Below are 18312 nucleotides of genomic sequence, written 5' to 3'. Positions count from 1 at the left end.
TTAGTTTAGGACACGGATTCCGCTGCGCCGCACTGCAACCCACCACAGGGTGGCGATGACGGCGAAAGTGCAGGCTGCCGACACGTAGATCACGATGATAGTGCTGGGCGGCAACCCGAGGCCGCGCGGCAGTACAAAGAAGCTCATAGCTGCCGAATAAGCCACGACGCAGAAACGGAATATAAGCCGGTTGGCCCATGCGGCCAAAGGCAGTACCGCCCACAGGATGTACCACGGATGGACGACGGGAAAGAAGATAACCAGTACTAAGGAGGCGGTGCCGAGTCCTCCCACAGGGTGGATGTAGCCGCGCAACGTTGCAAAGAGCATGCGGGCCATGAAAGCTACTGCCACCAGCACGCCAAAGGTACGGGTTACGGTGAGAATAGCTTCGGTGTGGTCGCCTAGACCCAACAGCATTCCGATGAAGCCGGTGCCCACGCCTACGGCGGTGGAGGTAGAAAGCCACGAGCGGATGGAGGCCGCCCCGCCTTGTCCCGTGATCCACCCCAGGCCAATACCGGTCAAGGCGCTAATAAGTGCAATGGTTGCAATTAAAATAACTAGCTGCAGGGCAATGGCGTAGACCAAAGCCCTCCAGCGTGTTGCACCGTCCTTGTCTATCAGGTGGCGGGCATAGGCCATCCCTACAAAGCCCAGCCCGATAAAGCCGGTAACCTTGACCATCCCGGCGCAGGACAGACAAAATCCAGAAGCAATTAGTGTTAGGTAGGCACTGCGCGTGGACTTTTCCAGCTTGTCGACGCCCCGCAGGCCCAGCTCCATACCCACTAGAAGCAGGCCCAACATGATGGACTCATTATGGATTCCGCCCACCAGGTGCAAGATAGTGAGAGGGTTGAGAATGCCGAGCCATAGGGCAGATTCTGGAGATACCCGGCAGCGCCGCGCCAAACAGCTTATGGCCCACCCAGCAACCATGATACCGGCGATGGATAGGAGGCGGTGGGCGATAACTCCCAAGAGGATGGAATTTGAGGTAACTGCGCTCACCACCCCAGCAAGCCCGAGTGCTACGGGGCCATAGGGAGAAGGGGAGTTGGCCCAGATAAACGGTACGGATCGGGCGAGCTCATCACCCGCGCCAAGCAATTGCACCGGTCCTGCAGAATACGGATCCATGCCCTGCATCACGATGGAACCGTTGGCCAAGTAGGAGTAAATGTCCTGGGTGAAGAGCGGGGCGGTAAAAATCAGCGGGATGACCCAGCCGGCCCACGTGCGCCATAGTTGGTGTGTGGTCACGAGCCGGCGAGCGCGCGCTGGGGTGAGGGCACCTTCCTGGGGTTGGCGCAGCGGGGTGCCTACAAAAGGGGCCAAGAAAACCCAGGCGGCCACCATCAGGCCTACTCCCACCATGACTATGGCAGAAGAGGTCTGCAGCATGCGAGACATGAGGGATCCAAAAGGCACGTTGTCATAAGGGTTTCCCACTACTGGGAGGGCGCCGGCACCTAACGCGCCGAAGGCGATAAGTAGAGAACCCACTGTGCCCACCCAGCGCAAGATAAAAAATGTCCGCCATTGTGCGGTGGTGGTGCGCTTTAGGCCATCTTCTTTGGCGGGGACAAAATCAAAACGAGAATCAGGTTCTGCGGCTCCGGTGTCCTCGGCGTGTAGCCGCGCAGACCGGGAACCAGCGGTGCCCAGCTGCGGCAGCTCGGCCTTGACGCCGGAAAGAAAGCCGCGGAATTTGCCTGTCATGGGTTAAGACCTTACGCGAATCCTCCGCCCCAACCCCAGCAGGCCCGCCATTTTGACGCGCGCAGCACCGCCAGTTGTGGCGATGAGGGGAGTAAGCCACCCCCGTGCCACGCCGAAGAATGGCTAATGGTGGCATTCCGGAATGAATTAAGGAACACTAGTGTTGTCTAATAAAGGAGGCGCAGTTGGACTGCGGCGCGACTCTCGGAATTACGGGAGCCGGCTGCAGGGCGGCTGTAAGTGAGCGAAGCACGAAGGGAGGTCCCGGCATGAGCACACCTCAGCGCGTAGAAACTACGCATAAGGCGGCTAAGGAATCCCGCACTACGGATGGCGATACCCGCCGGCAAGTGATGCTGTTGCTGCTGAAGGACGGGCCCGTTACCGCTTCCCACTTGGGTGAACGCCTTGGCCTTTCTGCTGCCGGAATCCGCCGGCACTTAGACAATTTGGTGGAAGAGGAATTGACGGAGGTTGTGCGCCGCCGCCCAGTTACCCGCGGTTCAGCGGGTAGCGGCTCTGGTCGCGGGCGACCAGCCAAACACTTCCGCCTCACCGATCGTGGCCGAGCGCAATTCGGCCACGCCTACGATGATTTGGCCTCTGATGCCTTGACGGCGCTTCGCGACGTCGGCGGGTCTGAGGCCGTTAAGCGCTTTGCCAAGGTCCGCTTCGGGCGTCTCGTTGCAGATGTGCGCCCCCTCGTAGAAGAGGGCGAATCTGTAGAGGATGTGGCCCGCAAGCTGGCCGAGGTATTGGACGAGCACGGGTATGCCGCCACGGTGGACCGCGCTGGTCAGGGAGTGCAAATCTGTCAGCACCATTGTCCGGTCTCCCATGTGGCGGCCGAGCATCCGGAGCTGTGTGAGGCGGAACAAGAAGTCTTTTCTGCTCTATTAGGCAAACACGTACAGCCTTTGGCCTCCATCGCCGGCGGTCATGGGATCTGTACCACGAACATCCCCTTGACACCCGTTAATACAAATACTGAAAGGAGCGAGTCATGACCCAGGCACAATCGGCACCCGAGAACAAGATGACCGATGATGAAATCATTGATTCCATTGGTGCATATGAGTACGGCTGGCACGACTCGGACGCGGCCGGTGCTTCTGCTCGCCGCGGCTTGAACGAAGATGTAGTACGCGATATTTCCGCCAAGAAGGGCGAGCCGGAATGGATGCTTAACCAGCGCCTGAAGGCACTCAACATCTTTGATAAGAAGCCCGTTCCCACCTGGGGTGCGGATCTGTCTGGCATCGACTTCGACCAGATTAAGTACTACGTGAAGTCCACTGAGGAGCAGGCCCAGACCTGGGACGAACTCCCTGACGATATCAAGGCCACCTACGATAAGTTGGGCATTCCAGAGGCCGAGAAGCAGCGCCTCGTTGCCGGCGTGGCAGCCCAGTACGAGTCCGAGGTTGTTTACCACCAGATCCGTGAGGACCTGGAAAGCCAGGGCGTCATCTTCGTCGATACTGATACCGCACTGCGTGACTACCCTGAACTTTTCAAGGAGTACTTCGGCACCGTTATCCCAGCCGGTGACAATAAGTTCTCCGCGCTGAACTCCGCAGTGTGGTCCGGTGGTTCCTTTATCTACGTGCCCAAGGGCGTGCATGTAGATATTCCGCTGCAGGCTTACTTCCGCATCAACACGGAAAACATGGGCCAATTCGAGCGCACCCTCATCATCGTCGACGAGGACGCTTATGTTCACTACGTCGAGGGCTGTACCGCTCCTATCTACAAGTCTGACTCCCTGCACTCCGCGGTAGTGGAGATCATCGTGAAGAAGGGCGGCCGCTGCCGCTACACCACCATTCAGAACTGGTCCAGCAACGTCTACAACTTGGTGACCAAGCGCACCAAGGTAGAAGAAGGCGGCACCATGGAATGGGTCGACGGCAACATCGGCTCCAAGGTCACCATGAAGTACCCAGCCGTATGGATGACCGGTCCTTACGCCAAGGGCGAGGTTCTCTCCGTTGCCTTTGCTGGTGAGAACCAGTTCCAGGACACGGGCGCCAAGATGACTCACATGGCTCCGCACACCTCTTCCAATATCGTGTCCAAGTCGGTTGCCCGTGCCGGCGGCCGCGCCGCATACCGCGGCTTGGTGCAGGTTAATCAAAACGCGCACCATTCCACCTCTAACGTCGAGTGCGATGCGTTGCTGGTGGACAATATCTCGCGTTCGGATACATACCCGTATAACGACATCCGCAATGACCACGTCACGCTGGGCCATGAGGCAACCGTTTCCCAGGTTTCTGAGGAACAGCTGTTCTACCTGATGTCCCGCGGTATTGCGGAAGAAGAAGCAATGGCGATGATCGTGCGTGGCTTCGTTGAGCCGATTGCTAAGGAGCTGCCGATGGAGTACGCCCTCGAGCTCAACCGCCTCATCGAACTGCAAATGGAAGGATCGGTCGGCTAAAGAAAATGGTCGCTTCGAACGAATTCAATCCGGATAAGATCACCAAGGGTGACGTCTTTACCTCCACCAACGTGGAGGACTTCCCGGTGCCGCACGGCCGCGATGAGGTGTGGCGCTTTGTCTCCCTGCGCAAGCTCCGTGGACTGCACAATGGCGAGTTCGCTGAGGCAGTGGCACAGGATGTCACCGTGAGCGAACATCCAGGCGTAAGCTCCGAGACCGTCGCTCGCGATGACGAGCGCTTGGGCCGCGTTGGTACCCCGTCTGACCGCGTTGCGGCACAGGCGTGGACTTCTATGCCTGAAGGCCAGGTTGTCACCATTGACGCTGAGGCTCAGGTGGAAGAGCCCGTTGTCATTACCTACACCGGCAAGGGCGAGGGCGTAACTTCCTTTGGCGCCACCTCCATCGAGGTAGGCCACCACGCGGAAGCCACCGTCATCCTGAAGTACGTCGGCTCTGGCACCCACGCAGATAACGTCGAGTTCATCGTGGGCGATGGCGCTCACCTGACCGTCGTTGTTGACGTTGATTGGGAAGACGATGCCGTACACCTGTCTAACCACGTAGCACAGCTCGGCCGCGATTCCGTGCTGCGCCACAACTCCGCTATCTTTGGCGGCGAGGTGGTACGCATCGTGCCTCGCGTGAACTTCACCGAGCAGGGCGGCGACGCAGAGTTGCTGGGCGTCTACTTCGCTGATGAAGGCCAGTACTTTGAAAACCGCATGTTGGTGGATCACTCCGTCCCTAATTGCCGCTCCCACGTCCTATACAAGGGCGCACTGCAGGGCACCAAGGACAATGAGGCCCGCACCTGCTGGGTGGGCGATGTCCTTATCCGCTCCAATGCACAGGGCACCGATACCTACGAGACCAACAACAACCTGATTCTGACTGAGGGCGCTCGCGCAGACGCAATCCCTAACTTGGAGATTGAGACCGGCGAAATTACCGGTGCAGGCCACGCGGCCACCGTCGGTCGCTTCGATGACATCGAGTTGTTCTACCTGATGTCTCGCGGCATTCCAGAGGCTGAAGCCCGCCGCCTCATCATCCGTGGCTTCTTCAATGAGGTCATCCACCGCATCCCGGTGCAGTCCCTGTCCGAGGAATTGGAAAACCGCATTTCCGAAGAACTGGAAAAGATCTCCGCCTAAAGCTTTCATAGAAGGAAAACCACACACATTATGTCTACTCTGGAAATTAAGAACCTCCACGCCCAGGTGCTGCCGACGGAAGAAGGCGGCGAGCCGAAGGAAATCCTCAAGGGCGTTAACCTGACCATCAACTCCGGTGAGATCCACGCCATCATGGGTCCGAACGGTTCCGGCAAGTCCACCTTGTCTTACACCATCGCCGGCCACCCAAAGTATGAGGTCACCGAGGGCGAGGTGCTTCTCGACGGCGAAAATCTGCTGGAGATGCCCGTCGACGAGCGCGCTCGCGCCGGCCTCTTCTTGGCTATGCAGTACCCAACTGAGGTACCAGGCGTAAAGGTCTCTCAGTTCATGCGCTCTGCAGTTACCTCCATTCGCGGTGAAGCACCGAAGCTGCGTGAATGGAACAAGGAGCTTACCCAGGCCCGCGAGAATTTGAAGATTGATAAGTCCTTCATCTCCCGCTCCGTCAACGAAGGCTTCTCCGGCGGTGAGAAGAAGCGCCACGAAGTCATGCAGCTGGATATCCTGAAGCCGAAGTTCGCAGTTATGGACGAGACCGACTCCGGCCTGGACGTTGACGCTCTGCGCATCGTGTCTGAGGGCATCAATAGCTACCAGAAGGAAACCAATGGTGGCATCTTGATGATTACCCACTACAAGCGCATCCTGAACTATGTGAAGCCGGACTTTGTGCACGTCTTTGCAGACGGTCAAGTCATCAAGACCGGTGGCGCCGAATTAGCGGATCAGCTCGAGTCTGACGGCTACGACCAGTTCCTGAAGTAAGGACCGACCACGGGCCGGTCAACCGCGACTATCTAAAGAAGATTCATGACTGGATTTGATGTAAACGCAATTAGGGAGCAGTTCCCGATCCTCCAGCGCACTGTGCGCGGCGATAAGCCACTGGTGTATCTGGATTCGGGCGCTACTTCCCAGCGCCCGCTGCCGGTATGGAAGGCGGAGGAGGAGTTTGTGCTGCACACGAACGCTCCTGTCCACCGCGGTTCCTACCAGCTGGCGGAAGAGGCCGATGACGCCTACGAGTCCGCGCGACAAGCTATCGCCGCATTCGTGGGTGCGGACCGCGACGAAATCGCCTTTACCAAGAACGCCACCGAGGCCCTGAACGAAGTTGCCTATGTGCTGAGCGACGAGCGCGCGGGAGACCTCTACGTGGGCGAGGGCGATACCGTCGTGATCACCGAATTGGAGCACCACGCCAACTTGGTGCCGTGGCAGGAGCTCTGCGCTCGCACTGGCGCTACGTTGAAGTGGTATTCCATGACCGAAGACGGCCGTATCGATCTTGATTCGCTCGAGCTTGATGATTCCGTCAAGGTAGTTGCGTTTACTCACCAATCCAATGTCACGGGTGCCGTGGTGGACGTGGATGAACTGGTGCGCCGCGCCCGCGCGGTGGACGCCATGGTTGTCCTTGACGCCTGCCAGTCGGTGCCACATATGGCGGTGGATTTCCACGCCTTGGACGTGGATTTCGCGGCCTTTTCCGGCCATAAGATGTGCGGCCCCAGCGGCGTGGGTGTGCTGTACGGCAAGGATGAGCTGCTCAAGAAGCTTCCGCCCTTCCTGACCGGTGGCTCCATGATTGAGATTGTCAAGATGGAAGAGACCACCTTTGCCGAGCCGCCGACGCGCTTTGAGGCGGGCACGCAGATGACCAGCCAGGTGGTTGGCCTCGGCGCAGCGGTGAAGTTCTTGGAAGAAGTGGGCATGGACAATATCCACGCGCACGAAAAGAAGCTCACCGAGCGCGCATTGCGCCAGCTCAAGGAAATCCCGGGTCTGCGCATCATCGGTCCAGAGACCACCGAAAATCGCGGTGGCGCCATTTCCTTCACTGTGGAAGGCGTTCACCCGCACGACTTGGGCCAGGTCCTCGATGACCACGGTGTGTCCATTCGCGTTGGCCACCACTGTGCGTGGCCACTGCACCGTGCCTGCGGCGCACAGTCCACCGCCCGCGCTAGCTTCTACCTATATAACACCGAGGAAGAAGTAGATAAGCTGGTGGACGCAATCAAGGCTGCCCGCGAATTCTTTGGAGTTGCCTCATGAACCTAGATTCCATGTACCAGGACGTCATCCTGGATCACTATAAGAACCCCCAACACGCCGGCCTGAGGGAGCCATATCAGGCCGAGGTCCACCACGTGAACCCGTCCTGCGGCGATGAGCTCACCCTGCGCGTGCGCCTTTCGGACGACGGCAAGACCGTAGAGGACGTCTCCTATGACGCGGAAGGCTGCTCCATTTCGCAGGCTTCTACCTCGGTTATGGCTGAGGAAATTGTGGGGCTGCCGCTTACGGAAGCCAATGAGAAGCTGGCCGAGTTCGAAAAGATGATTACCTCTCGCGGCCAAGAAGAGGGCGATGAAGACCTTATCGGTGACGGCGTCGCCTTCGCCGGCGTGTCCCAGTACCCAGCGCGCGTCAAGTGTGCGCTCCTCGGATGGAAGGCCTTCCAGGCTGCATCCGCCGATGCACTAACTGAAGTGGAGAACTAGATGACCGAACCCGTAGATCCTTATCAGAACGAGAACTCTTCATTCTCCGGCAGCGGCGAGCGCCCGGAGCAGACTGAAGAGCAGATCTCTAAGGCCTTTGATGTCACCGAATTCATGCGTGATGTCATTGACCCCGAGCTCGGCATTAACGTCGTCGACCTGGGTCTTGTCTATGACCTCTGGTTTGAAGAGGACAATGGCAAGGAAATCGTCATGATCAATATGACATTGACCTCGCCGGCCTGCCCGCTGACCGATGTCATTGCGGAACAGGTGGAAGACATCGTCAAGGCAAATAAGCTGGCCGATGCCGTCCGCATCAACTGGGTATGGATGCCACCATGGGGCCCGCAGATGATTACTGAGGAGGGCCGCGAGCAGCTTCAGGCCCTCGGCTTCGCGGTCTAAAATCGCGTATTAATCACACGCCCCCAGCAGCGCATTTCTCGGACTAGGGAAGCGGCTGTTGGGGGCGTTAGTGCGTCTTAGCGTTGGCGGCGTCAATTGCTAGACTATTTCTTCGTGATTGTAACCAATGATTTCGAAGTCAGGGTAGGAGCGCGCACGCTTCTCGACGCCCCCGGGCAGCACCTCCGCGTGCAGCCCGGCGACCGCATCGGCCTCATCGGCCGCAACGGCGCGGGCAAGACGACGACCATGCGCATTTTGGCAGGGGAGACGGAGCCTTATGGTGGTTCTGTGACTCGCTCGGGCCCCATTGGTTATCTGCCCCAGGATTCCCGTGAGGGAAATATTGAGCAAACGGCGCGCGAGCGCGTTCTTTCCGCACGCGGTCTAGATGATCTTAAGCGCCGTATGGCGAAGCAACAAGAGCTCATGGAATCGGCCACGGACGATAAGTTCCGGGATAAGGCTATCCGTAAGTATTCCCGCTTGGAGGAGCAGTTCGAGTCGCTCGGCGGCTATGAAGCCGATTCCGAATGCGCGCAGATCTGCGATAATTTGGGCCTGCCACAGCGCGTCTTAGATCAGAAGCTCAAGACTCTCTCGGGCGGCCAGCGCCGCCGTGTGGAGCTGGCACAGATCCTCTTTGCGGCTACTGAAGGCTCCGGTAAATCCCAGACCACGCTGCTCCTGGATGAGCCGACTAACCACTTGGATGCGGACTCTATTACGTGGCTGCGCCAATTCCTGTCCAAGCACGAGGGCGGGCTCATTATGATTTCCCACGACGTCGAACTGCTAGAAGCCGTGTGCAACAAGGTGTGGTTCCTTGACGCGGTCCGCGGTGAGGCCGATGTGTACAACATGGGCTATAAGAAGTACCTCGATGCGCGTGCTACCGATGAAGCGCGGCGCCGCCGAGAGCGCGCCAATGCGGAAAAGAAGGCGTCTGCACTGCAAAAGCAGGCGGCCAAGCTCGGTGCCAAGGCAACCAAGGCCGCCGCGGCAAAGCAGATGCTCCACCGTGCTGAACGCATGATGAGCGAGCTCGATGAGGTCCGCGTGGCCGATAAGGTGGCCAATATCAAGTTCCCCGAGCCAGCGCCATGCGGCAAGACCCCCATGAATGCCAAGGGCCTGACCAAGATGTACGGCTCGCTGGAGGTTTTCGTGGGTGTAGACCTCGCCATCGACAAAGGTTCTAGGGTGGTTGTTCTCGGCTACAACGGTGCAGGTAAGACCACCCTGTTGAAATTGCTGGCCGGTGTGGAACGCACCGATGGTGAAGGTGGTATCGTCAGCGGCCACGGCCTGCGTATCGGCTACTTCGCGCAGGAGCATGACACCATCGACCCGGATAAGTCCGTGTGGCAAAACACCATCGATGCCTGTCCTGACGCGGATCAGCAGGAGTTGCGCAGCCTGCTTGGTGCCTTTATGTTTTCCGGCGAGAAGTTGGAGCAACCTGCGGGCACCCTCTCCGGCGGCGAGAAGACGCGCCTTGCACTGGCTGCCTTGGTCTCCAGTCGCGCGAATGTCCTGTTACTAGACGAGCCGACCAATAACTTGGACCCAATTTCGCGCGAGCAAGTGCTTGATGCACTAAAAACGTATACGGGCGCTGTGGTGCTGGTGACGCACGATCCAGGTGCGGTTAAGGCACTGGATCCGGAACGCGTGATCATCATGCCCGACGGTGATGAGGACCTGTGGTCCGATGACTATATGGAGATCGTGGAGCTAGCTTAGGGATTTATGAAGACACTGCTGGAGAGGATGCCCGCCTGGCGGGAGAAGTTTTGGCTCATCCCCGCCGTGGCGGTGGCCATAGCCGCGATCGGCGCGGAATTGCTCATTGCGGTTGGTAGCAATTTTGATGTGTCGGCCACGCTCTTTTATGACGGCAGCGCCGATAGCGCGCAAGGGATTTTAAGCGCGGTAGCAACCTCGTCACTGTCCCTAGCCGGCACCGTCTTTTTCATCACCCTGACCGCGCTGTCGGGCGTGGTCACGGTGATGGGACCACGCCTCCTGCATGAGTTTTTAAAGGATCGCTCCATTCAATCCACGTTGGCGATCTACCTGGCAACTTTTATTTTTGCGCTCCTATCCCTGCGCGCGGTCCGTAGCGGCGGCAGTGGGGAAGAAGAATACGTTCCTTCCCTCAATGTAGCCGTAACGGTGCTGCTGGCCATCGCCTGCGTTGTCTTCCTCATCTACTTCATCGTGCACATTGCGCAATCGATCAGCATGTCCCACGTGGTGCACGTGGTTGCCCAAGACGTAGAAAGCCACATGCGCCGGCTCATCCGCCGCGGTGAGGAGGAAGAGAGAGTAAAAGCGCCGGGGCCAGAGTTCTACGCGAACGCGGAAAAGCGCCGCAGTGGTGAGACTGGCTATCTCAAATTCGTGGACTATGACGCCATCGCGCAGGCTGCGGCGCGGGAAAATTGCGCGGTGCACCTCGGCGTGGCACCGGGAGACCTAGTGCTGGAAGGCGAGGTCATTGCCCACGGCGTGCCACGGTTGCCGGAAGATATTGAGCGTCATATCGTGCTCACGCAACACCGCGAAAACGCCTCTGCCCATGACCCGCGTTTTACCGCCCGGCACCTCGCAGAAATTGCTGCCCGCGCTTTGAGTACCGGCGTTAATGACCCATTCACGGTAATTGATATCATCGACCGCTTCACCCAGATTCTTACGGTGATTGGGGATAAGCGTCTTCCGCAGGGCATTGTGCATGTGAGCGGCGAGTTTCGGCTGGATTATCAGACCTTTAGCTATGACGAAATCGTCGAGGCGATGTTTACACAGATTCGGCGCGATGCGGCCGATAACGCGGAGATTTACCTCAGCATGCTGGATAACCTAGCTAAGGTCGTTGCTCTCCTTCGCACAGCGGAACGCCGGCGTGTGCTTGACGACACCGCCCGGGCCATCTATTCCGATGCCCGCCGCCAGGTAGGCGGCGAGGTGGAGCTGAAGCAGTTGGAGGACTCCTACCAGCACTTCCAGGCCAACCTAGCTGCGTGGGCGGAATCTGATAAGCCGGGCGAGGAGCACGCCGCGGACTAGCCCGCGGCGCGGTTGTCGCTGGCGCTAGTTGCGGAATCCGTGCACCGGGGCGGGGATAAAGCCGCCGCGGTTAATGAACTGCGCATTGCCCACTTGATTGACCGGGATGACAGGAGCGTAGCCAAGAAGTCCACCGAAGCTGACCTCGTCGCCTACCTGGGCGCCAGGTACCGGAATGACGCGTACTGCGGTGGTTTTATGGTTCATCACGCCAATGGCGGCCTCATCAGCAATCATGCCCGAGATCGTCGCGGCAGAGGTATCGCCCGGTAGCGCAATCATGTCGAAGCCAACCGAGCAAATAGCGGTCATGGCCTCCAGCTTGTCCATGGAAATGGAGCCGGACTTGACCGCATCGATCATGCCTTTGTCCTCGGAAACGGGGATGAAGGAACCAGACAGACCGCCCACGCGGGAACAAGCCATCATGCCGCCTTTCTTAACGGCGTCGTTAAGCAGAGCCAAGGCCGCAGTGGTGCCGTGGGTGCCTACCTGGTCTAGGCCCATGTGCTCCAAGATGTGCGCAACCGAATCGCCCAATTCCGCGGTCGGGGCAAGCGAAAGGTCGATGATGCCGAAAGGAACGCCCAGGCGCTCCGAGGCCATGGTGCCTACCAGCTGCCCGGCGCGAGTGATCTTGAAAGCAGCCTTCTTCACCTCTTCTGCAACCTGGTCTAAGCTGGCCCCCTCCAGCGAGCCCAAGGCACGGTCGACTACACCCGGGCCGGAAACGCCCACGGAGACCACGCAATCGGGTTCCTCAATGCCGTGGAAGGCGCCGGCCATAAAAGGGTTATCTCCCACGGAGTTAGCAAAGACCACGAGCTTGGCGCACGCAATGGCGGAATCGTCCTTGGTCAGCTCGGCCGCTTCCTTGACGACCTCGCCCATCTTCTTCGCCGCATCCATGTTGATGCCGGCGCGAGAGCTGGCGATATTTACGGAGGAACACACAACGTCCGTAGTAGCCAGCGCCTCCGGAATGGAGCTGATGAGCTTTTGCTCGGCGGTGGTAGCGCCCTTTTCTACCAAGGCGGAATAGCCGCCTACGAAGTTGACGCCTACCTCCTTGGCTGCTTTGTCCAGAGCCTTCGCCGCATCAACGGGGTTTCCCTCTACGCCGGCCACCACCAAAGAGATGGGGGTTACGGAAATACGCTTATTCACAATGGGGATACCGAGCTCGCCTTCGATGCCTTCGCATACCTCGACGAGGCGCCCTGCCTGCTGCGTGACGCGGTCATAGATGGCCTGGCAGGTGGCCTCCATGGTGGAGCGGGTGCATCCGAGGAGGGAGATGCCCATGGTCACGGTGCGGATATCGAGACGATAGTTCTCAATCATCTCGATGGTGTCCAAGATATTGGTGGTATTAAAACGCGTACTCATATTAAATTTCGTTCATGGCGGTGAAGAGGTCTTCGGACTGAATGCGGATGGACTGGTGCTTTTCCTCCGCCACGGGGCGCATGCGCTCCTTGATGGTCTGGATGGAGACCTTGTCCGCATCGAATTCGACGCGCAGGATCATGGTGAAGTATCCGCCCATGAGCGTCTGGGAGACGTCGATGACGTTGATATCGAGTTCTGCAAGGGTAGTGGTCACCGCGGCGATGATGCCGGTGCTATCGGCGCCGGTGACGGTCATAATGGCATACATGCGTGCAATTCTATCTGCTTGCCGGGCGCGCCGCGGTGGTTTGTACGTGCCGGAGTAAGGAGGCCGTCTGCACGCCGGCCGCGCCGTTGTTACCGTGGGGAGGTATGACTGAAAAGAAGAAGATTCTGTACATCGGTGGACACGGCAAGGTCGGACTGCTGACCGCACCAAAGCTGGTTGAGGCCGGTCATGAGGTCCACTCCCTCATCCGCAACCCAGAGCAAAAGGCCGAGATTGAAAAGCTCGGCGCGACCCCAGTTATGGCGGATATTACTGAACAAACCGTGGATCAGTGGGCAGAGCTTTTCGCCGCTTATGACGCTGTAGTCTGGGGCGCTGGCAATGGCGGCCGCGGTGGGGCAGACCTCACCTGGGCCGTCGACCGCGATGGTGCCCTCGCTACCCTCGACGCCATGGACAAGTTGCAGCAGGAGGGCAAGAATGTGCCTGCCTATGTGATGATCTCTTATGTCGGCTCCCAGGTAGCAACCACGGATCCTGCCGATGAGAAGTGGTATGCCTATGTGGAGTCTAAGAAGGAAGTAGACAACCGCCTTGTACAGGCAAGCTACCCGCACCTCATCCTCAAGCCAGCGATGCTGACCGAAGAACCAGCCAAGGGCATTGAGCAGATTGAGGATAAGATGCTGAAGGAGTCTCTGACTTCTTCCCGCGAGCTGGTTGCGGACGTCATCGTCGAGGTCCTTGGCCGCGAAAACCTGCCGGATTCCCCGCTCGCCTTCGTTGATGGCGACAATCCGGTGAGCTCCATCAAGTAAGGCGCTAGACTGGCTGGCATTATGACTGCTAAGCCACCAGCTGTACTTATTGATTGCGATCCCGGCATCGATGATTGCCTCGCCCTTATGTACTTGGCGGGTCTGCATCATGCCGGTGAGATCGAGCTGGTGGGCGTTACCACCACGGCCGGCAACGTCGAGGTCCACCAGACCGCGGCTAATGCCCGCTGGATTTTGGATCTTTGCTCGCTTGCCGACGTCCCCGTCGCCCCCGGCCTACCCCAACCCCTCAAGGTGGATCTCACCACCACCCCTGAGACCCATGGCCCGACAGGGCTGGGCTATGCACATGCCCGCGCTGCCGCCGCCAAGCTACAACAGCGCGATTGGCAGCAGGTATGGGAAGAAGCATTAGCCACCCACGACGATCTGCAGCTGATCGTTACTGGACCGGTCACCAACCTTGCTGCTTTCGAGGCAACCCATAGCGAGGCTGCCGCGCGCTTCGGCGCCATCACCATCATGGGCGGCGCGGTCAATTACCGCGGAAACACCACACCCACTGCAGAGTGGAACTTTTGGGTGGATCCACACGCCGCCGCCCAACATTTTCATTCAACCGCCCCACGCGTTCTCACCACGCTGTGTTCCCTCGAAGTAACGGAACAGTTTCTCATTACTCCGCAGCGCCTAGACGAGGTCCTGGAATTGTTGGGGGATCACCCTACAGCACAGATCCTGCCGGACGTGCTGCGTTTTTATTTTGAATTCCACCAGGCACAGGGAGAGGGCTATCAAGCCCAGATCCACGACCTCTTGACCTGCATGATTGCCCTGGGGCGCATCCCTTATGAAGCGACAGAAACCACCGTGGACGTTGAAGCGGAATCGTCACTGTTGCGGGGCACGTGCGTTGCAGATTTGCGCAACCATTGGGGCCGCGCCCACAACGCGCGGCTGGTAACAGGCGCAGATATAGAGGCCGCACACCACGAATGCGCGCGGGGATTCACGCTATTGGCTTCGCATTAGTAGCTTTTAACACGCAGAGCCTCTACTATTATCCGCGGCGCACGTGCCGTGCAAGCTCGCTTTCCGAGGTGACATAGGAACGCAGCACCATCCGCGGTCGTCGTTTATTTTGCCCATTTTTCGGTATATGGATTTGGACTTTTACTGTGTCACAGCTTTCTCTCACCCCCGCCCGCAAGGCTATGGTCATCGCGGGTGCTCTCATTGTCGCCGCAACCTGGATTTATCTGGTTCTTCTGCGTCCTACTGATTGGGAATCCGTTGCCGGCTCGACAGAGGCGCTTATTACCCTCGCCGGCTACCTCGTTGGCGCCGCGCTCCTTCTAGCCGGCACCGTTCCGGCGCTACCGGCGCGAACCATCGCCATCATCCCGGTAGCGCTAGTGCTCAATATTGTTGTCGGCGAAATCATCGGTTCTATCGGCGTTCCGCTGTATATCGACTCCGTGGGAACGATCCTGGTAGCCGCGTTCGCGGGCCCCATCGCCGGATTGGCTACTGGTACCTTGTCCTCCGTCGTATGGGGACTGTTGAACCCCGCCGCTTTGCCCTTCGCCGCCGTGTCCGCGGCCACGGGGTTCCTCTCTGGACTGGTAATCAAGAAGGGTGCTTTCACTAAGGTGTGGTGGGTCATTCTCAGCGGCGCCATCATCGGCATCATTTCCGGCATGCTCGCCGCACCAGTGGCGGCCTTTGTTTATGGCGGTACCGCAGGTCTTGGTACGGGCGCGGTTGTTTCGCTGTTCCGAGAGCTGGGCAATTCCCTCATCGCCTCGGTTACGCTGCAGTCCTTTATTTCGGATCCCCTGGATAAGGCATTGGTCTTCCTCATTGTCTGGGCAGCGGTCAAGGCACTGCCGCAGCGCACCCGAGAATCCCTCCAGCCACGTTAATGCAGGGCCTTCATCCCGCCACCGTTGTCACCATCGCGGCCTGCGGCTGGGTCCTTACTTTGGCGCTGAATACCCCGGTGGCGTCGGCAAGCGTAGTGCTTATCGCCCTAGCCTGCGGTACTGCCGCTACCCGCAACGCTTCCGTGATTTTGACAACTGTGGCGTTAAGCGCCCCAGCGGCCCTTTCCATGCTGGTCATTCACGCCCCCTACGGTGATGACCCAGTGCTGCCGCTGGTAACAAGCGACGGCCTGGTGCTCGCCGCCACCCTCACCCTGCGGTTCTGCGCCCTCATGGCCTGCTTCATCGCGGCCATGGCAGTGCTGCGCATTGCTGATATCGCCAAGTGGCTGCAAGTTTCGCGCGCTGGCCACAAGGTCGCGTATATCGTTGGAGCCTCCCTACAAACCCTGCCCCAAGGTGCGCACGCATGGCGTTGCGTCCGCGAAGCCAACCAGCTCGCAGGCATCACCGTGACTTGGCGCAATACCATCTCGCGCGTCATTATTCCCGTTATCGCTCGCCTCCTTACCCAAGGAACCCAACGTGGCCAGGCCCTCGCCGCCGTCGGATTCGACCAGGAAGGGCAACGCAGCCTATTGCGCCCCGTTTCCGATTCCATGGCCTCCCGCGTCGTACGCTTCCTCATTCCGCTAGTAACCCTTGCGGTGGTGATTGCTACATGGATCTAGCCCGCATTAAGCCCACCCCTGGGGCCATTTATCAAGTACTCGTCGAGCCTGACACAGCCGTCGAAGACGTTGCCGTGGAACTAGCCGAGCACCTATCTACCGAAGCCATCATCGGTACGGATGCCTCAGCACAGATTAGCTTCCTGCGGGAAACCTGTATCGAAGAAGTAGTTTTAGGCGTCGAAAATGCCGGCGTTCCTGCCCCTGAAATGCAGCGGCGCGGGGAGCGAATGCTTCGCGCCGTGGGCCTGTCTGACTACCGCGAACACGATCCAACACAGCTATCCGGTGGCCAAACACGCAGGCTTGCGGCTGCCTGTGTCGCCATTCGCGATCCGGAAGTCATGATTGTGTGCGAGCCTGCAGCCGGGCTTGATGCTGACTCGCGCACGCAAGTGGTTCGCCTCTTGCAGGAATTGCCGGAAACCTGCGTCATTTCTATATCCAGTGCTTCCTGGCAAGAATTGGGTGGGCACATCATTGGAACAGACCCACTCGTAGCGGCCGTAGACTTACCGCGGGTTTCTGCAAGCCCCCGGACAGGGAGTATCGGTCCGCTAACAGCACGCAGGGGTGCAGCAAAGAAGAAATGGTGGCACTTTTCTCAGCCCCGTGGCACTTCCTTCAGCGTCGGACCGGTAGAAATCCCTATCGCGAAATCTGCGGTTACGTGGCTGCGAGGCGATAATGGCAGTGGCAAGACCACGCTCCTGCGCGCTGCTGCTGGGCTCGATGGCGCCGGAGCTGTCCCGAATCCACCCGCTCTTGCCTTGCAATCGCCGTTTGATCAGGCGGTATTTCCAACGGTGGAGGAATTCGTCCCCAACGACACCTTGCGCAACCTGCTGGGACTAAATCCGGCAGATCATCCTCTCGACCTATCATCGTCTCGCCTGCGGCTTGCGCAGATTGCCCACGTGATCGGGCAGCAGCGACCGGTGGTTCTGCTCGACGAACCAGACACCTTGCTTTCAGCTGCTGACCGCTGGCTCATGCACCAACTTATCCACCACGCACTGCAGTCCGGCAGCGCCCTCGCAGTTACCTGCCACGATCCTAAGTTTGTGGCTGAAATAGAAACCTATGCTGAAGTAACGGAAAAGACACTGCCGGCGCAGCATCTATAAGCACATACAAAATTGCTCCCGGCTGTTTCCAACATCAGTTAAGACGCTGCCGGGAGCAAAAGTAGTTGTATGGGGTTACTGTGGGCTCGCCTGAGCACCGCGGATGGATTGCTCTACTAAGTCAAGAACATTCTCCAGCTCCGCTGTATCGCCCAAGGCAAGTCGATTAATGAATCCGTCCATAAATACCTCAAGATAGATGGCTAAGGTATCGATTCCTACATCATCTCGTAGGCGACCCTTATCCGCATTAGATGCCAATCGTGCGCGAACGGCTTCATCACGAACCGATTGATTTTCTTTCCACCGAGCGGCGAACGAGGGGTCCGTGCGTAGCAGGGAGGTGATTTCCAAGCGAGTGGCCAGCCAATCGTGGCGCTCAGGATGTTGGAGCATTTCCCGCATGACTTCTACCAAGCCATTTTGAGCCACGACTTCGGCTTGACGAGCGGCATCTTCTTGCGCCAAGGCAAGAAATAGTGACTCTTTGTCACCGAAGTGGTGAAAAATTGCGCCACGTGACTTACCCGTCGCTTGCTCGAGTAGCCGAACAGTTGCTCCCTCGTACCCGTGCTCTGCAAAGCAGCGGCGGGCACCTACGAGAATGTCGTGCCGGCGGCGGCTAAGTTCAGATTCGCTCACGATGGGCATAGTAGGGAACTCTCCTTAATGGGGGATATCTAAAGATTGTTTAATCAGTAATTTTAAATAAGAAATAAAGTCGACGTGACGAAACGCGGGGCCGCATTGCCCTTCCTGAGAGAGGGCGGTGCAACCCCGCGTTGTCGACTGAACTTAGTCCTTTAACCCATCGGTTGGGCTAAAG

The 18312-nt window shown here is 58.5% G+C and carries 18 protein-coding genes; 14 read left to right on the top strand and 4 right to left on the bottom strand.

Annotated features, from left to right (window positions below; translation table 11 throughout):
• Entirely contained in the window at positions 1–1725 is a 1725-nt protein-coding gene (gene mptB / locus MHY24_RS06815) for a polyprenol phosphomannose-dependent alpha 1,6 mannosyltransferase MptB (RefSeq protein WP_239228808.1), read from the bottom strand.
• Between the two features lie 269 nt (positions 1726–1994).
• On the opposite strand from mptB, the gene MHY24_RS06810 reads away from it, so the two are divergent.
• From MHY24_RS06810 to MHY24_RS06770, 9 genes are all read left to right on the top strand, one after another.
• Positions 1995–2732 (top strand): metalloregulator ArsR/SmtB family transcription factor, encoded by a 738-nt coding sequence (locus MHY24_RS06810; protein WP_239228807.1) that lies wholly within the window; start codon positions 1995–1997, stop codon positions 2730–2732.
• Positions 2729–4168, top strand: coding sequence for a Fe-S cluster assembly protein SufB (gene sufB / locus MHY24_RS06805; RefSeq protein ID WP_275431205.1), 1440 nt, complete (start codon positions 2729–2731; stop codon positions 4166–4168). The genes MHY24_RS06810 and sufB overlap by 4 nt, the downstream gene beginning before the upstream one ends.
• 5 nt (positions 4169–4173) lie before the next feature.
• A complete protein-coding gene (gene sufD, locus MHY24_RS06800) occupies positions 4174–5328 on the top strand; it encodes a Fe-S cluster assembly protein SufD (RefSeq protein ID WP_005328395.1) in 1155 nt (384 codons plus the stop codon).
• A 30-nt stretch (positions 5329–5358) separates the two neighbouring features.
• On the top strand, positions 5359–6117 hold the full coding sequence (gene sufC / locus MHY24_RS06795) for a Fe-S cluster assembly ATPase SufC (protein ID WP_198493085.1): 759 nt from the start codon (positions 5359–5361) through the stop codon (positions 6115–6117).
• Positions 6118–6162: 45 nt separating this feature from the next.
• Positions 6163–7410 (top strand): cysteine desulfurase, encoded by a 1248-nt coding sequence (locus tag MHY24_RS06790; RefSeq protein ID WP_239228806.1) that lies wholly within the window; start codon positions 6163–6165, stop codon positions 7408–7410.
• On the top strand, positions 7407–7859 hold the full coding sequence (sufU, locus tag MHY24_RS06785; RefSeq protein WP_204609002.1) for a Fe-S cluster assembly sulfur transfer protein SufU: 453 nt from the start codon (positions 7407–7409) through the stop codon (positions 7857–7859). The genes MHY24_RS06790 and sufU overlap by 4 nt, the downstream gene beginning before the upstream one ends.
• Positions 7860–8267, top strand: a complete 408-nt coding sequence (locus MHY24_RS06780; RefSeq protein ID WP_005324830.1) for a metal-sulfur cluster assembly factor — start codon at positions 7860–7862, stop codon at positions 8265–8267.
• Positions 8268–8381: 114 nt separating this feature from the next.
• On the top strand, positions 8382–10013 hold the full coding sequence (locus MHY24_RS06775) for an ABC-F family ATP-binding cassette domain-containing protein (RefSeq protein WP_005328391.1): 1632 nt from the start codon (positions 8382–8384) through the stop codon (positions 10011–10013).
• Between the two features lie 6 nt (positions 10014–10019).
• Entirely contained in the window at positions 10020–11342 is a 1323-nt protein-coding gene (locus tag MHY24_RS06770) for a DUF2254 domain-containing protein (protein ID WP_239228805.1), read from the top strand.
• A 24-nt stretch (positions 11343–11366) separates the two neighbouring features.
• On the opposite strand, the gene MHY24_RS06765 is transcribed toward MHY24_RS06770, so the two are convergent.
• Positions 11367–12731 carry a PFL family protein gene (locus MHY24_RS06765; RefSeq protein WP_239228804.1) on the bottom strand — a complete coding sequence of 455 codons (1365 nt, stop codon included), beginning with the start codon at positions 12729–12731 and terminating at the stop codon, positions 11367–11369.
• Between the two features lies 1 nt (position 12732).
• Entirely contained in the window at positions 12733–13002 is a 270-nt protein-coding gene (locus MHY24_RS06760; protein ID WP_179386521.1) for an ACT domain-containing protein, read from the bottom strand.
• 104 nt (positions 13003–13106) lie between these two features.
• On the opposite strand from MHY24_RS06760, the gene MHY24_RS06755 reads away from it, so the two are divergent.
• The 5 genes from MHY24_RS06755 to MHY24_RS06735 all read left to right on the top strand — a co-directional run bounded on the left by MHY24_RS06755 (position 13107) and on the right by MHY24_RS06735 (position 17486).
• Positions 13107–13781, top strand: coding sequence for an NAD(P)H-binding protein (locus MHY24_RS06755; RefSeq protein WP_239228803.1), 675 nt, complete (start codon positions 13107–13109; stop codon positions 13779–13781).
• A 21-nt stretch (positions 13782–13802) separates the two neighbouring features.
• Positions 13803–14774, top strand: a complete 972-nt coding sequence (locus MHY24_RS06750) for a nucleoside hydrolase (protein WP_239228802.1) — start codon at positions 13803–13805, stop codon at positions 14772–14774.
• 182 nt (positions 14775–14956) lie between these two features.
• Positions 14957–15667 carry an ECF transporter S component gene (locus tag MHY24_RS06745; RefSeq protein ID WP_239228850.1) on the top strand — a complete coding sequence of 237 codons (711 nt, stop codon included), beginning with the start codon at positions 14957–14959 and terminating at the stop codon, positions 15665–15667.
• A complete protein-coding gene (locus MHY24_RS06740) occupies positions 15667–16359 on the top strand; it encodes an energy-coupling factor transporter transmembrane protein EcfT (protein ID WP_239191941.1) in 693 nt (230 codons plus the stop codon). The genes MHY24_RS06745 and MHY24_RS06740 overlap by 1 nt, the downstream gene beginning before the upstream one ends.
• The gene (locus MHY24_RS06735) at positions 16350–17486 is read left to right on the top strand and encodes an ATP-binding cassette domain-containing protein (RefSeq protein WP_239191939.1); all 1137 of its coding nucleotides are present in this window, start codon (positions 16350–16352) and stop codon (positions 17484–17486) included. Before MHY24_RS06740 ends, MHY24_RS06735 begins: the two co-directional genes overlap by 10 nt.
• Positions 17487–17561: 75 nt before the next feature.
• On the opposite strand, the gene MHY24_RS06730 is transcribed toward MHY24_RS06735, so the two are convergent.
• A complete protein-coding gene (locus tag MHY24_RS06730; RefSeq protein WP_204609017.1) occupies positions 17562–18137 on the bottom strand; it encodes a TetR/AcrR family transcriptional regulator in 576 nt (191 codons plus the stop codon).
• Between the last annotated feature and the right edge of the window lie 175 nt (positions 18138–18312).

The sequence above is a fragment of the Corynebacterium sp. ACRPQ genome, from assembly GCF_022347225.1.
Taxonomy (GTDB): domain Bacteria; phylum Actinomycetota; class Actinomycetes; order Mycobacteriales; family Mycobacteriaceae; genus Corynebacterium; species Corynebacterium tuberculostearicum_D.
The sequence above is the reverse complement of the archived record's forward strand: the minus strand, read 5'-3'. Positions and strand labels throughout refer to the sequence as shown.

What these genes read in the sequence shown, in the direction of transcription:
- mptB (WP_239228808.1), bottom strand. Translation starts at nt 1,725, where the DNA reads ATGACAGGCAAATTCCGCGGCTTTCTTTCCGGCGTCAAGGCCGAGCTG.
- sufD (WP_005328395.1), top strand. Translation starts at nt 4,174, where the DNA reads ATGGTCGCTTCGAACGAATTCAATCCGGATAAGATCACCAAGGGTGAC.
- MHY24_RS06735 (WP_239191939.1), top strand. Translation starts at nt 16,350, where the DNA reads ATGGATCTAGCCCGCATTAAGCCCACCCCTGGGGCCATTTATCAAGTA.
- MHY24_RS06760 (WP_179386521.1), bottom strand. Translation starts at nt 13,002, where the DNA reads ATGTATGCCATTATGACCGTCACCGGCGCCGATAGCACCGGCATCATC.
- MHY24_RS06755 (WP_239228803.1), top strand. Translation starts at nt 13,107, where the DNA reads ATGACTGAAAAGAAGAAGATTCTGTACATCGGTGGACACGGCAAGGTC.
- MHY24_RS06765 (WP_239228804.1), bottom strand. Translation starts at nt 12,731, where the DNA reads ATGAGTACGCGTTTTAATACCACCAATATCTTGGACACCATCGAGATG.
- MHY24_RS06780 (WP_005324830.1), top strand. Translation starts at nt 7,860, where the DNA reads ATGACCGAACCCGTAGATCCTTATCAGAACGAGAACTCTTCATTCTCC.
- MHY24_RS06745 (WP_239228850.1), top strand. Translation starts at nt 14,957, where the DNA reads ATGGTCATCGCGGGTGCTCTCATTGTCGCCGCAACCTGGATTTATCTG.
- MHY24_RS06770 (WP_239228805.1), top strand. Translation starts at nt 10,020, where the DNA reads ATGAAGACACTGCTGGAGAGGATGCCCGCCTGGCGGGAGAAGTTTTGG.
- MHY24_RS06790 (WP_239228806.1), top strand. Translation starts at nt 6,163, where the DNA reads ATGACTGGATTTGATGTAAACGCAATTAGGGAGCAGTTCCCGATCCTC.
- MHY24_RS06730 (WP_204609017.1), bottom strand. Translation starts at nt 18,137, where the DNA reads ATGCCCATCGTGAGCGAATCTGAACTTAGCCGCCGCCGGCACGACATT.
- MHY24_RS06810 (WP_239228807.1), top strand. Translation starts at nt 1,995, where the DNA reads ATGAGCACACCTCAGCGCGTAGAAACTACGCATAAGGCGGCTAAGGAA.
- sufC (WP_198493085.1), top strand. Translation starts at nt 5,359, where the DNA reads ATGTCTACTCTGGAAATTAAGAACCTCCACGCCCAGGTGCTGCCGACG.
- sufU (WP_204609002.1), top strand. Translation starts at nt 7,407, where the DNA reads ATGAACCTAGATTCCATGTACCAGGACGTCATCCTGGATCACTATAAG.
- MHY24_RS06740 (WP_239191941.1), top strand. Translation starts at nt 15,667, where the DNA reads ATGCAGGGCCTTCATCCCGCCACCGTTGTCACCATCGCGGCCTGCGGC.
- sufB (WP_275431205.1), top strand. Translation starts at nt 2,729, where the DNA reads ATGACCCAGGCACAATCGGCACCCGAGAACAAGATGACCGATGATGAA.
- MHY24_RS06750 (WP_239228802.1), top strand. Translation starts at nt 13,803, where the DNA reads ATGACTGCTAAGCCACCAGCTGTACTTATTGATTGCGATCCCGGCATC.